The 14,195-nt window shown below is 58.6% G+C and carries 7 protein-coding genes; 4 read left to right on the top strand and 3 right to left on the bottom strand.

Annotated elements, in window-relative coordinates:
- Positions 1 to 86: 86 nt before the first annotated feature.
- Entirely contained in the window at positions 87 to 1,013 is a 927-nt protein-coding gene (locus H6650_12295) for a PAC2 family protein (protein ID MCB8952786.1), read from the top strand.
- A gap of 288 nt (positions 1,014 to 1,301) precedes the next feature.
- Entirely contained in the window at positions 1,302 to 4,007 is a 2,706-nt protein-coding gene (locus tag H6650_12290) for a PQQ-binding-like beta-propeller repeat protein (protein MCB8952785.1), read from the top strand.
- A 127-nt stretch (positions 4,008 to 4,134) separates the two neighbouring features.
- Here the strand turns inward: H6650_12290 and H6650_12285 are convergent, their stop codons facing one another.
- Both H6650_12285 and H6650_12280 read right to left on the bottom strand, forming a co-directional pair.
- Positions 4,135 to 5,511: an AAA-like domain-containing protein gene (locus tag H6650_12285; protein ID MCB8952784.1), complete on the bottom strand. Its 1,377-nt coding sequence runs from the start codon at positions 5,509 to 5,511 to the stop codon at positions 4,135 to 4,137.
- Positions 5,508 to 8,732 (bottom strand): FtsW/RodA/SpoVE family cell cycle protein, encoded by a 3,225-nt coding sequence (locus tag H6650_12280; protein MCB8952783.1) that lies wholly within the window; start codon positions 8,730 to 8,732, stop codon positions 5,508 to 5,510. Before H6650_12280 ends, H6650_12285 begins: the two co-directional genes overlap by 4 nt.
- A 369-nt stretch (positions 8,733 to 9,101) precedes the next feature.
- Between H6650_12280 and H6650_12275 the strand changes: the two genes are divergently transcribed.
- Entirely contained in the window at positions 9,102 to 10,538 is a 1,437-nt protein-coding gene (locus tag H6650_12275; protein MCB8952782.1) for a penicillin-binding protein 2, read from the top strand.
- Between the two features lie 11 nt (positions 10,539 to 10,549).
- Here the strand turns inward: H6650_12275 and H6650_12270 are convergent, their stop codons facing one another.
- Positions 10,550 to 11,596: a response regulator gene (locus H6650_12270; protein MCB8952781.1), complete on the bottom strand. Its 1,047-nt coding sequence runs from the start codon at positions 11,594 to 11,596 to the stop codon at positions 10,550 to 10,552.
- A 364-nt stretch (positions 11,597 to 11,960) separates the two neighbouring features.
- Here H6650_12270 and H6650_12265 point away from each other — a divergent pair, with 364 nt between their 5' ends.
- Positions 11,961 to 14,108, top strand: a complete 2,148-nt coding sequence (locus H6650_12265) for a substrate-binding domain-containing protein (GenBank protein MCB8952780.1) — start codon at positions 11,961 to 11,963, stop codon at positions 14,106 to 14,108.
- The last annotated feature ends 87 nt before the right edge of the window (positions 14,109 to 14,195 follow it).

Raw genomic sequence — 14,195 nt, 5'->3', positions numbered from 1 at the left:
AGGGGGGGATTACGTTTTGCGCGGTGGCGATGTACAATAAGAGTAGATGCGGGTAAACGGTTGCGGCGGGCCAAGGAAAGCAGGCAATGAATAATGAGTTGGTCGTTTTTGAGGAAATGCCGGCAGCGAAAGAAATATACCTGATCGCTGGCTGGAGACAGTGGGCTGATGCCGGCTCCATTTCGTCGGGGCTGCCGGAGTACCTCGTGGAGCACCTGGGGGCGCGGCGGATTGGCGAGATTCGGGACGACAGCTTTTATTTGTTCCAGATTCCGGGGATGCACCACTTCTTGCGCCCACAAGTGCGCATTGAACAGGGGCATCGCCAGTCGTTGACGCGGCCCAAGAACGAGTTTTTCTACGTGGACAGGGGGGAGAAGGGGCTGCTCATCTTCCTCGGCGACGAACCTCATCTGAACATGGACCGCTACGCTGCCGCCTTCCTGCACGCCGTGAAACTGACGGGCGTGAAGCGCGTGATCACGCTCGGCGGCGTCTATGGCTCCGTGCCCTACAACCGGGAGCGATATATTTCGGCCATCTACAGTCTGCCCCCGTTGCAAGAAGAGCTGACCAATTACGCCGTGAATTTTTCCAACTATGAGGGCGGTTCCTCGGTGGGCACTTTTTTGGCCGACTGCGCGGAGGGGGAGAATGTGGCGCTGGTGGGGTTTTATGCGTTTGTGCCGGCATATGACTTCTCCCAGTCCGAAAATTTCCCCCAGAGCATGCGCATCGAAAACGACTACAAAGCGTGGCTGGACATCATGCGCCGCGCCGACCACATGTTCCGCATGGACCTCGACCTGGACGACCTGGAACACAAGAGCCAGCGGCTGATGACGGCCATGGAAGCCAAAATCAGGGAACTGGAGAAAAAATTCCCGCAATTCGATGTGCGTGGCTACCTGGCTCAACTCGACGAAGCCTACGAGGAAATGCCCTTCTTTCCTCTGGACGACCTCTGGGAGCAAGAGCTGCGCAACATTTTCAACAACATGGACGAGCAGTAATGTGGCGTGACCCATCGCGCGGCGTGCCGGAGAACGACCACGCCGCCGCGCGTCACTTTGCGAAAAGGTAACTGCTAAGCCAGATTGGACCAGTTTTCTCCGGTGGAAATGGTCGTTGCGCGCGTGAAATGGGTCCAATCTCCAGAGAGCGTTCGCCGTTACGCGAAAAGTGCGTCACACCTGAATCGACACGTCGGTAAACGGTTCACGTGGCCGGCGCTGCACCACGAACATATCTGATTACCCGGCCAGCGGAACCACTTGCCACCCGACAAAGGAGAGTGGTTCATGTCAGGCGCAAGCAAAAGGTTATCGCTCGGGCTGATCCTCTGCCTGGGCTGGTTCGGCCTCTTTGCCGACCGGGTCGGTTCCGCCACGGCGCGGCCCGACTATCTGCAACAAATCCCCTATCTGGTCAAAGACATTCAACAAGACACGGACAGCGCCAACCCGCACAATCTGGCGCAAATGGATGGCGTGTTGTATTTTGCCGGCACGGACGGGCAAAATGGCGTGGAATTATGGCGCGGCGACGGCACGGATGCCGGCACAACCCTCGTCAAAGACATCCATGCCGGCAAAGGCGACAGCGACCCCGATGCCCTCGCCGTGGTTGATGGTTGGCTCTACTTCAGCGCCGACGACGGCAGCCACGGACGCGAACTGTGGCGCAGCGATGGCACGGATGCCGGCACAACCCTCTTCCTGGACATTAACCCCGGCGCGGGAGATAGCGACCCCGCCGAAATCACCCCCATGGGCGATGGCTTTGCCTTCCGCGCCGATGATGGCGTGCATGGTCCGGAACTGTGGCGCAGCGATGGCACGGATGCCGGCACGACGATGGTCAAAGACATCAGCCCCAACGAATTCGACCCGGGGCCGGGGCAGCTCATCCTGCTGAACGACATCCTCTACTTTGCCGATGACGATGGCGTGCATGGATACGAATTGTGGCGCAGCGATGGCACGGATGCCGGCACAACCCTGGTCAAAGACATCAACGCCAACGGCCCCGCCTACCCCGGCTACCTCACCCACTACAACGACGCCCTCTACTTTTCCGCCACCGACGGCAGCAACGACACGGAACTGTGGCGCAGCGATGGCAGCGCGGGCGGAACCGTGCGTGTCAAAGACATCAATCCCGATGGTGGCTCCGTGCCGCTCTCCCTCACGGTGGTCGGCAACCAACTCTTCTTTTCCGCCAGCGACGTGGCCCACGGGCGCGAACTGTGGCGCAGCGACGGCACGGAGGCGGGCACGTTCCTCGTCAAGGACATCAACCCGTCCGGCCACGCGCTGCCCTATTCCCTCACCGCTGTGGGCGACATGCTTTACTTCAGCGCCTCGGACACGGACGTGAACGCGGAGCTGTGGCGCAGTGATGGCACGAATGCCGGCACAATCAAAGTGAAGGAGATCAACCCCACCGGCCCCGCTTCTCCCTCCTACCTCACCGACGTTAACGGCCTTCTCTTCTTCTCCGCCTACAGCCCGACCACGGGGGACGAATTGTGGCGCAGCGATGGCACGGATGCCGGCACAACGATGGTCAAGGAGATCAACCCAGGCACGGCCATCGCCGTCCCGCAAAACCTGATCAACGTCAACGGTGTCCTTTTCTTCAGCGCCAATGATGGCCCTCACGGAAACGAATTGTGGCGTAGCGACGGCACGGATGCCGGCACGCTGATGGTGCGGGACATCAACATCGTCACCCTCGGCAGCGCCCCCAGCTACCTCACCCCTTTCCAAAACCAGGTGTTTTTCTCCGCCAGTGGGCCGGATGGGTACGAGTTGTGGCGCAGTGATGGCACGGATGCCGGCACAATCCAGGTGAAAGACATCAGCGCCTACGACGGCTTCCCCAGTTCCCTCACCGTATTCCAGAACCTGCTCTACTTCAGCGCCGCCGACGAGACGTATGACCAGGAGCTATGGCGCAGCGATGGCACGGATGCCGGCACGGTGCTGTTCAAGGACATCAACCCGACCGGCTCCGCCTACCCGCAGCAGTTAAAGGTGGCCGGCGGGCTGCTCTTCTTCGTCGCCGACGACGCCAGCCATGATCAGGAGTTGTGGCGCACGGATGGCACAAATGCCGGCACGCTGCGCCTGACCAATTTCGCGCCCGCCTTTCCGCAAATCGGCTACCTCACGCCCGCGGGCAACGTCCTCTACTTCAGCGCGGACGACGGTGTGCATGGGGTGGAACTGTGGCGCACGGATGGCAGCACGGCGGGAACGTTCATGGTGAAAGATGTATATGCCGGCAGCAACGACGGCTACCCCACCCACCTCACCTTCGTCAACGACCGCCTCTTCTTCAGTGGCAAAGGCGCCACCCACGGCAAGGAGTTGTGGATCAGCGATGGAACCGCCGGCGGAACCACGCTGCTCAAGGACATCGCTCCCGGCGCGGGTGACGCCTATCCCTCCTTTATGACGCCCGTCGGGAACGTTGTCTACTTCGACGCGGACGATTTCAGCCACGGGCGGGAGTTGTGGCGTAGCGATGGCACGGCGGCGGGAACGTACATGGTGAAGGACATCTATCCCGGCGCGGCCAGCAGTCCCGGCTGGTACACGAACTGGAACGGGACGCTCTATTTCGTGGCCTCGGACGCGGCGCATGGGCGGGAGTTGTGGCGTAGTGATGGCACGGATGCCGGCACGACGCTGCTGGTGGACCTGAATCCCACGGGCAATAGCCATCCGCAGCAGTTGTTGCTGGTGGATGGGCGGCTCTATTTCGCGGCGGATGATGGGGTGACGGGGGTGGAATTGTGGCGGAGTGATGGAAATGCCGGCACAACCCTCCGCCTCGGCGACATCAACCCCACCGGCAGCGCCAACCCCCTCTACCTCACCAACGTCAACAACCAGCTCTACTTCGTCGCCGACGACGGCCACACCGGTCTCGAACTCTGGTCCCTGCGGCAACAATCCCTGGACAACAACATCTACCTCCCCTTCCTCGCACGCCCCTGATTGACCAGGACGGAAGCCGCCCCGGCAAAGCGAGGTGGCAACCCACGGTTCGTGTCATACCAGGAACGAAGTTCCCTGGAGGAACTTCGTTCCACAAACATCAAATCACGGCGTCCAAACCGCCCCCTCATTCCCCATCAACAAGGGTAGCCTGGACCTGTTCGGCAACGGCCTTTAATTGTTCATAACAGGCTGTACTCACATCCACTTGCTCCGCCATCACCCGCAAAAACAGGACCAGCGCCGATTCCCCACGCGCATTATATTGATCATATAAGTAATCCACCACGAGTGCCACGCGCCCCCCCGTCGAATCCGCCTGCGGCAAACCCTCTTTCCAGGTGTGTATCCGGCTATCAACAAACAGCGCTTCCAGTTCGCGGGGATTCCGGAACGGGCCGCACTGCGTCAACACATCAATCAGGCGGCGAGTAAGCGCACCAGGGATACCTTGCCCAGCCGTCGGCAACGAAGACGGCGTATGCTCTACATGAGCAAGCATCTCCGCAACCAGCCTGTTTCTAACGCGGCAAAAACCATCCGTGTCCGCCTTGATGACGCCCAGTAGTTCTAATCTGGCCTGCAACCGATTGCCGGCAGGATGGAAGCGAATCCGTTCTCCGCGAAGCAACCTTTCCAGATATTTCAAGAGCGATGCATCATCCATCAGGCGTTGCATCATGGGCGGGAGAAAATTCTGTTCATCCTGCCGTAGTTGCGCAACGCAAGCATCAACCGCTGGCGCCTTCGACTCTGGGCCAAGACAAGAACAAAGTAGTTGCGTCAAATAAGGTTGCCCATCCGTCCACTCAAAAACACGCGCGGCGACCTCGGCTGCCGATGCCGCCGACCAATTGGCTTTCTCCACCAGTTGCCGCACCTGCTTGCTGTCAAAATCTGGCAGCCGTATGCGTCGGGCGATATTGAAAGGAGAAACAGCATCGTCTTCGATCAGATTACGCGGATGGAAGGAGCCGATCAACAGGAAAGTGAGGTAGTCTAACTCTGGCTCAACCTGCCGAGAGTTGTAGATGTCGCGCAGAACGCTGAAGAAGCTGGTGGAACCCGGGAAAGAAACCGCGCCGATTTCATCCAGCACAATAACCAGGGCAAGTCGGGCCTGTTCCAGGACATAAGCCAGATCACTGAGGAATCCGCGCCACTCGCTCGCATTTTTTGGCAGCGCCAGAGACATGGCGGACGGAATGTGGCGGCGTAACTGTCGCAACAGCCGGGGGCAAAACGAAGCGTACCAATCAGCTTCAGTCGCGCGTTCCGGCGTGGTCACGTCAACATAGGTGAAAATCATGCCCGAACCAGGCGAACGCCGCACCAGATAATTGACAAGGCTCGTTTTTCCCTGCTGGCGAGGTTCGATGATCATGTAGTAGTCCATGCGCCGCAACCCTTGCAGCAATTCCTGTTCGGCATCCCGCTCAATGTATACGTCCGCATGGCGTTCGGTTAGCGCACCTCCAGCCTGAAAAACAACGTGTCTGGTCATTGTTGCTCACGATACTCCTCTACCTGAACAGCCAACGTATCCTCAAGGGTCAGCGTTTGGGCAACGACTGACGGAAAGGCGGTGGCCCTAAATTGATAACCAGATGGCGTCCGATTGAGGATCAAACGCAGATCAACCAACAATTGCAGGCTGGCATCTATTTCGCGGGAACTGACATCCAGGTTGCAGCGGGCAACCAGTGCCTCTTTGATGGTGGACAGTGTCCTCAGATGCGGATTTTCAGCCATGAGCAGGCTGACTATCTTTTCCAGTGTCGTGGCCGATCCCCAGTATGTTTCTAGCAAGTCGTCCCGCAAGAAGCCAGGCTCTTGGGCCACGGCTTCCACGTCAGCAAGCGTTATCGTTCGCGCCAGACTGGTCTCCAGGCGATTGGCCTCAGACGCTCCTCCTGTTTCCGCAAGGTTCAGGCTTTCGGGGAGCAAGAAAGACACGGCGCGACCGGCAATCTCCCGCCACTGAAACCCGCCGTCATGCACCTCTTTGCCTGGTGGGGAATCCGAGATGATTTGTTGAACAATTTCCCTGTCGGGATTTTCGCGCAACAATCGGTCAAGCAAGCGGCTACAGAGTCGTTGGACAAGATTGGGGTGGCCGGATGTAATGTCCCAAATCCGTTCAACGACCTCATCCTCCGGCACGAGGCGAATGCCTAGCTGACTCATTGGGCGCACAATCAGGTCGGCCACGGAAGGATAATCCAATGGCCCCAGACGAACCGGGTCAACCAGGTTGAAGAGCGGGCCTGAGGAGTCCTGGAGGGCGCCAAGCAAGACGCGCTCCCCGCAAAGAACAACTTTGACGTTGCTGGAGTTTGTCAGGGCGCGCATTGCTTCCAGAATTGGCCAGCCTTGCTGTCGATCCAGGTTGACGATCTTGTCAGCCTCATCCAATAAAAGCATAAGGGGTTGGTCTAATGCCGGCATTTTCAACAAATCACCAAAGGTTGCCGGAGCCTGGGCGGGAGGCGCGGGTCTCCAATCCCGTAGCGGCGTAGCCAAAAAGCCCGCATATGACGAAATGATAGTGCAGTCCTGGTAAAGAGCGAGAACCCCGGCGGCCGGCAATCTGATGCCGTGCAGTCGGCGCAAGAGAGACGTCTTGCCGATGCGACGCCCGCCGACAACAACATAGTTCGTTGTTGTCGCGTGTTCGACGATCTCCCTTATCTCTTTTTCCCGTCCGACAAACATCGTCTCCGGCGTCGCCCCCGCCGTGACAAAAGGAGAAATCGTATGTAGATTGATGACGCTTAGAATCAGCCGCCGAAAATGATCGCGTCGGTGGCGACGGGTGGACAAGGTAAGCATTTCCGGTTGCCCAATCACCACAACGTCGAAGGCCAATACCTCCCGCAGGCGCGTCAGAGACATAGCAGAACGATGTCTGGCTGACCACGCCAACAAAATGGCAATGTCCACTTTGCCGCTGATTTGCCGCGTTAACTCAGGAATGGACATCCACTCATTTTCCGTTAGCTGGCTTTTTGCCGGCATCAAGATCAACAATTGCCGTGGGAGCCGCAAACTGGAAAACAGATCGTATGTATTCAGCAAGAAAACGTGAAAAGACGTGCCGGACAAGGTCCCCTCAAACGCTTCAATCGGCGACGCCAGCATTTCACTCAACACCTCCAGCACCATGGCGGCCATCCCCCCGGAAACGCCTCCTTCATTTTCATTCATGGAATTGACTAACCGCCACACAGCCTGGTTTTTTTGCCGCAGGTCATTATTCGCATATTGAAGCAGCGTCTTGTTTGGCAGCGTCAGATCACGCTCAGGATGTTGACGCAAATAGGTCGCCAGGAGTTCAGCGCCATTACGACCCAACAGAGCAGCCTCAACCCTCCCCGTTTTCTCCAGGTTCTCCTCAATGATCGCTACCCAATCCTGGTCAAACCGCACGGCGGTCAGTCGCATGTCAAACAATGAATAAAGAAAGACGGCGAAAAACCCAAACACGACCAAGCGATTCACTGTAAAAGAAAGCGTGCTGGTCGCCGAAGCCACAATGTCAAAAGCATCTTCGATATTTTGCGTGGGAACCCCACTGATCAACTGCGTGTTTCGGTAGACAAGCAACCCTAAAAGCAGCACACTCGCGCAAATCAGCAGCGTAGACCAGGAAAACATTAATCTTCGTGCCCTCTTTCTTTCCTTATCCGGGGGAGTATCCGATTCAACCGCCGCGTCACCATGCCGGGAAACACTCAATAGCAGTCCCACCACGACAAACTGAACGACCAGATCGCTGCCGCCATAACTGATATACGGCAGTGGCAGCCCACCAGCCGGAAACACCGCCGTCATGCCGCCCACGTTGATCAAGACCTGCCAAAGAAGCAAAGTTGACACGCCATAGGCAAGCAGGCAGCCAAAGTAACTCTGCGATTTGCGCGCGATCATGATGCCTCGCCAGGCGATCAGCAGGAGCAAGGCGGATACCAGCAAGCTCCCTATTAAGCCAAACTCCTCACAAACTACCACGTAAACCGCATCCGAGAAAGGTACAGGAATAATGTACTTCACCTGTCCGAGGCGATATCCCTGCCCCCCTATTCCTCCGTTAAATATGGCCGCGAACGCGGTTTGTATCTGGTATGAGCTTGCCGCGGGCTGAGCAACAGTCGCCATCCAGTCTTCAATTCTAGCCCGGGCATAGGGCAACCCTGAAACAAGCGACACAAACGCGGCCACACCGGCGAAACCATACAGGGCGAAGTATTGCCAGGTAGCGCCAGCCACGAAATAGAGTGAAAAGGCGACCAGCATCAACAAAATCGAGGAGGTCACATCCGGTTGCAGCAGAATGAGAGAGGCGACCAGTCCAACGATCAGGCTGAATGGTATCAATCCCTGAAACGGCGACTTGATCCGCCGTCTTCCGCGAGATGAAGCCCACACGGATACATAAAGCAAAACGGCCACCCTGGCAAAGGTAGCAACCTGATAACTCCCCGCAAACAAAAATCGGGCCGCCCCAAACACTTGTTCGTTAACAACAAGTAAAAGCATCAACGCCAAAATGGAAAACAAGATGGATGGCAAAGCCAATGATTGCAGCCACTCAAGGCGCGTACCGGACAGAATTATCACCAACATGACACCGATGAAGGCGGCCCGCGCCTGGTTACGAAAAAAGAACAAAGGGTCCTCATCAGTGGTATAACGGGTGCCTACTGTGGTACTATGGACCATCATCAAGCCAAACAAGCAAAGCGCGGCGACAGCCAAGAGCAATACCCAATCAATCCGCTTTGCTTCCGACCATAACGCTCGAGTTCTTATTTGTACTGGATTTTCTTGCTTGTGCATGGCGTATGAAAAGAGGACTTCCTCGTCATGAGAACGCAATCACTCTCTGCTCTATCAAGACATAAAGAGATCTTGCTACGGCTTTGTGCTTTGGTGCTGGCAATATGGGCCGCCTATGCGCTGTTTTCCGAGAACAATCTGACCGTCAAAACACTGCTGGAGAGACTGTTTTTGCCAGCGGAGTTTGTCAAACGGACCGCGCCTTTAGTCGAGGAACGAGACAGGGGGACGATTTTCGACCGGGATGGAGAGTCTTTGGCGTACACAATCCATGATTACCGGGTCGGGGCGGGTCCAGGCTACATCACGGATGTCGAGTTTCTGGCGGCTGCGCTTTCTCCCCTGCTACAGACACCTCGCGGGGAGATCGCATCGCTCTTGAGAGAAAACGATATTTACGTTGTTTTGGCCGGGCGCGTTTCCGCGGCGGTTGCGGAGCAAATCGAGGCCCTGAATGAACCAGGATTATACCTCGAACCGCTGCCCAGGCGATTCTACCCCCACGACGAGCTAATGTGCCACGTTCTGGGCTTCGTCAATTTCGAGAATCTTGGTGGTGGGGGCGTTGAAGCCTATTACGACGATTTGCTGACCGGCGGGCTGTCCGGCGCGGAACCCCGCTACAACCTCGCGGATAATCCCCTGGGCGCGGTGGCCGATCTGCGGCTGACCATAGATAAGGATGTGCAGACCATCATAGAGCGACACCTGCATGAAGCCTTGCGGAAGTATGGCAGCGAGAGCGGGTCCATTATCGTGATGAATCCGCAAACGGGAGAACTCCTGGGCCTGGCCAATGCCCCTTGTTATGATCCTAACGTTTTCTACAATGAGGAATTGAGTCTTTTTATCAATCCCGCGGTTAGCGTTATCTATGAACCTGGCGGCGTGTTCCAGCTAATCACCATGGCGACAGCGCTGAATATCGGAATCGTAGAGCCGGACACACCTTTTTATGACAGCGGGGTTCTTGAAGCGGATGGCTTCCGGTTAATCAACGAAGATCGGGCTGCTTTTGGCGAGATCGACATGACCGGCGTGCTTGTTTATGGCTCTAATACCGGCGCGGCAGCTCTGGCGGGAGCCATCGGGCCGCTAAGCTATTACAACTACCTGAGAGCTTTCGGACTGGATCAGCGCACGGGAGTGGACCTGGCGGCGGAATCAACCTCGTTGTTCAATGAACCGGGAGAACCAAGTTGGAGCGAATTTTCTATGCTGACGACGGCATTTGGGCAGGGGATCGCCGTCACGCCGATGCAGATGGTGAACGCCGTCGCGGCCATTGCCAACGGCGGCTTGCTGATGCAGCCGTATGTCGTGGAGACGACCACGATCCAGGGAAAAGAGCGGGCAAGGGAACTGGTTGCCGGCAATCGCGTTATCAGCGAAAGTAATGCGCGGAAGCTGATAGACATGTCCGTGGCCTCTGCCGGCAGCGGCGCAATAGATGGTTACCTGGTGGCGGGCAAAGCCGGCACAGCCCAAATTGCTGAAGGCGGCATCTACCACCCTACTGACACGATTGTTTCCTACGTCGGGTGGCTTCCCGCTTACAATCCGCAATTCATCATTCTGGTCAAGCTGGATCGGCCACAAATTGCCCGTTCGGCCCAGGAAACCGCCGCACCGACATTTGCCGGGCTGGCGGCGGAATTAGCCGTCACCCTGGGGATCTCCCCGGCCCCGTAATCCGCAATCTGTTACAGGGCTACGTCCTCAATCACCTGCCGCAGCGTCTTCCCATCCAGGTCCTTCTTATCCAGAAAAGCCACCGCCCCCGCCTCCAACCCACGCCGGTGAAACTCCCGATCAGGATAGGCGCTGATCAAAATGATGCGCGCGGCGGGCAGGCGCGCCTTTAGCGCCCGCGTACACTGGATACCATCCTCATCCCCCAGCACCACATCTACCAACACCAGCCGCAAATCCACCCGCCGCGCCACGGCCAGGGCGCCGGCGATGTTCTCCGCCTCATAAATCGTGGCCTGCGGATACACCTTACCCACCATGCGCCGCAGTTGCGCCCGATACCGCGCATTATCATCCACCAACAGCAAACTCACTTCGTCGCCGCCGGGACGCGCCGGCGCGGGCGGCGGCAGGGCGTGCCCCGCCTCCCCGATCAAGTCCGGGTGCGCCATGATGTGGTTCAGCGCCTCCAGGCGGCTCTGTACGCCAAGCTGGCGATAGATGCGCGTCAGGTGGTTCTCCACCGTCTTCACGCTCAGGCTCGTCTGGCGCGCAATGGATTGGTTGTCCATTCCTTGCCGCAAAAGCCGCAAAATCTCCCGCTGTCGCTCCGTCAGCGCCGGCCTCTCGCCCGCCTCCGTCGCCGGATGCAGCAGCCGGCTGAGGACGCGGCTGGAAACCCACCGCTCACCTTGCAGCACGCGCTGCACGGCCAGCCGCAGGTCGGCGAGCGGTTGGTCCTTGAGGTGGTAGCCATGCACGCCGACACCCAGCAGCCCTTGCACGTACACGTCGTCATCATATGCGGTGACGACGAGGATTTTCATGTGGGGATAAAGGGCGCGGATTTGCCCGATGGCGGGGATCGGGTCGAATTGGGGCATGGTCACGTCGAGTAGCAGGAGATTGGGGCGATGGTGGGCGAGAGCATGGAAGAGGGAGGGGCCGTCCCCTACTTCGCCGATGATTTCCAGTCCGGGAAGCTCTTTGATGGCGTTGAGAATGCCGGCACGCACCACCGCATGATCGTCCGCTAACAAAAGGGTCGTCTTTGCCATGTCGCCATTTTACCTGAATTCGCCCGGCGATGAATGGCCCCGTCTCCCTATGCCCGTTAGGGGTTTTCCCCCAAAGCAAGCAGGGGATTTCCGTTAAATGATTGGGGGGAAGCCTTGATGCCGGCATTCCCACTCCCATGCTATCCTTTTTGTGTAACTTAACCAACGCCAGTTCAGTTTTGTATGGCACATCGCCCAACAACTGATCACCTCTTTCCCCGGTTTCCGTGGGCAACGGCTCAACGCGGCACGCGCCACCAATCGTTGTGCGATGAATTGGCCTATTCCCGGCACAGCGTCCCCCGCACCGGCAACGTTGCCCATACATTCCCGTCCACCGTTCATCTTTTCGAGGAGAAGGAACATGCTATTCTCAAGCCGAAATCGCCTATTCACCCTGCTGCTGGCGCTCGCGCTGGCCCTGGTACTCGTCGCTTGCGGTGGCAGCGATACCAGCGAAACGAACACTCCCGCGGCCACCGAAGCCCCCGGCGGCGGCACATCCGAAGAAATAACCGCCCCGGAAGGCAGCATCGCCGTGCTGCTGCCGGACAGCGCCTCGTCCGCCCGCTGGGAAAATGACGACCGCCGCTTCTTTGAGCAAGCCTTCGACGCCGCCGGCGTGAAATACACCATCGTCAACGCCGAAGGGGACGCCCGCACGCAGCAAACGCAAGCGGAGCAGGCGATCACCAACGGAGCCAAAGTGCTGCTCCTGGTCAACCTGGACAGCGGTAGTGGCGCGGCCATCATCGCCCAGGCGCGCGAGGCCGGCGTCAAGGTCATCGACTACGACCGCCTCACCATCGAAGGCCCCGGCGCGGATGTCTACGTCAGCTTCGACAACGTCTCCGTCGGTCGCCTCATGGGCGAAACCCTGGAACCCCTGATCAACGCCCTGCCCGTGGACACGCCGCAGGTGGTGCAGTTGAATGGCTCCCCCACCGACAACAACGCCACCCTCTTCCGTGAAGGGTACTTCTCCATCGCCCAACCGCACTACGACGCGGGTGAATGGAACCTGGTGGCCGACCAGGCCGTGCCGGAGTGGGACAACCAGCAGGCGCTCGTCATCTTCGAGCAGATTCTCACCGCCGCCGGCGGCAATGTAGACGCCGTCTTCGCCGCCAACGACGGTCTGGCGAACTCCGTCATCTCCGCTCTCAAGAGCCAGGGCTTGCAGCCCATCCCCGTCAGCGGCCAGGATGCCACCGTCGGCGGCATCCAGAACATCCTCTCCGGCTGGCAAGCCATGACCGTCTACAAGCCCATCAAGTTGGAGGCGGAAGCCGCGGCCCAGGTCGCCATTGCTCTTCTCAACGGCGAAGAAGCCGCCAGCCTCACCGGTGACACCATCAACAATGGCCAGGGTGACCTGCCCTTCATCAAACTGACCCCGCTGGCCGTCACCAAAGACAACATCGCCGACACCGTGATTGCCGATGGCTTCCGCACCTGGGAAGAAATCTGCGTCGGTGAGTACGCGCAGTACTGCCCCACGGAGCAGGGCGGCGCGATGATGGATGAAGGCATGATCGCCGTGTTGCTGCCGGACAGCGCCTCGTCCGCCCGCTGGGAAAACGACGACCGCCGCTTCTTTGAGCAAGCCTTCGACGCCGCCGGCGTGAAATACACCATCGTCAACGCCGAAGGGGACGCCCGCACGCAGCAAACGCAAGCGGAGCAGGCGATCACCAACGGGGCCACCGTGCTGCTCCTGGTCAACCTGGACAGCGGCAGTGGCGCGGCCATCATCGCCCAGGCGCGCGAGGCCGGCGTCAAGGTCATTGACTACGACCGCCTCACCATCGAAGGCCCTGGCGCGGACCTTTACGTTAGCTTCGACAACGTCTCCGTCGGTCGCCTCATGGGCGAAACCCTGGAACCCCTGATCAACGCCCTGCCCGTGGACACGCCGCAGGTGGTGCAGTTGAATGGCTCCCCCACCGACAACAACGCCACCCTCTTCCGTGAAGGGTACTTCTCCATCGCCCAACCGCACTATGACGCGGGTGAATGGAACCTGGTGGCCGACCAGGCCGTGCCGGAGTGGGACAACCAGCAGGCGCTCGTCATCTTCGAGCAGATTCTCACCGCCGCCGGTGGCAATGTAGACGCCGTCTTCGCCGCCAACGACGGTCTGGCGAACTCCGTCATCTCCGCTCTCAAGAGCCAGGGCTTGCAGCCCATCCCCGTCAGTGGCCAGGACGCCACCGTCGGCGGCATCCAGAACATCCTCTCCGGCTGGCAAGCCATGACCGTCTACAAGCCCATCAAGTTGGAGGCGGAAGCCGCGGCGCAGGCCGCCATTCGCCTTCTGCGCGGCGAAGATGTGTCCGTGGTCGCCAACGACACGATCAACAACGGCCAGAATGACATTCCGTTCGCCAAGTTGACGCCCATCTCCGTGACGAATGAGAACATCGCGGAGACGGTGATCGCGGATGGTTTCCGCAATTGGGACGAGATTTGCGTGGGTGAGTTTGAGCAGTACTGCCCCGCGGATCGGTAATAAATGAAGTGAGCCGGGTGCGACGTACTTCATCGGTGCGTCGCACCTATTGCGCTATAATGGTGGCGTACCTGTTCAGATTGGTTC

This window comes from Ardenticatenales bacterium (genome assembly GCA_020634515.1).
Taxonomy (GTDB): domain Bacteria; phylum Chloroflexota; class Anaerolineae; order Promineifilales; family Promineifilaceae; genus JAGVTM01.
This window is presented reverse-complemented; position numbering and strand designations above follow the sequence as displayed.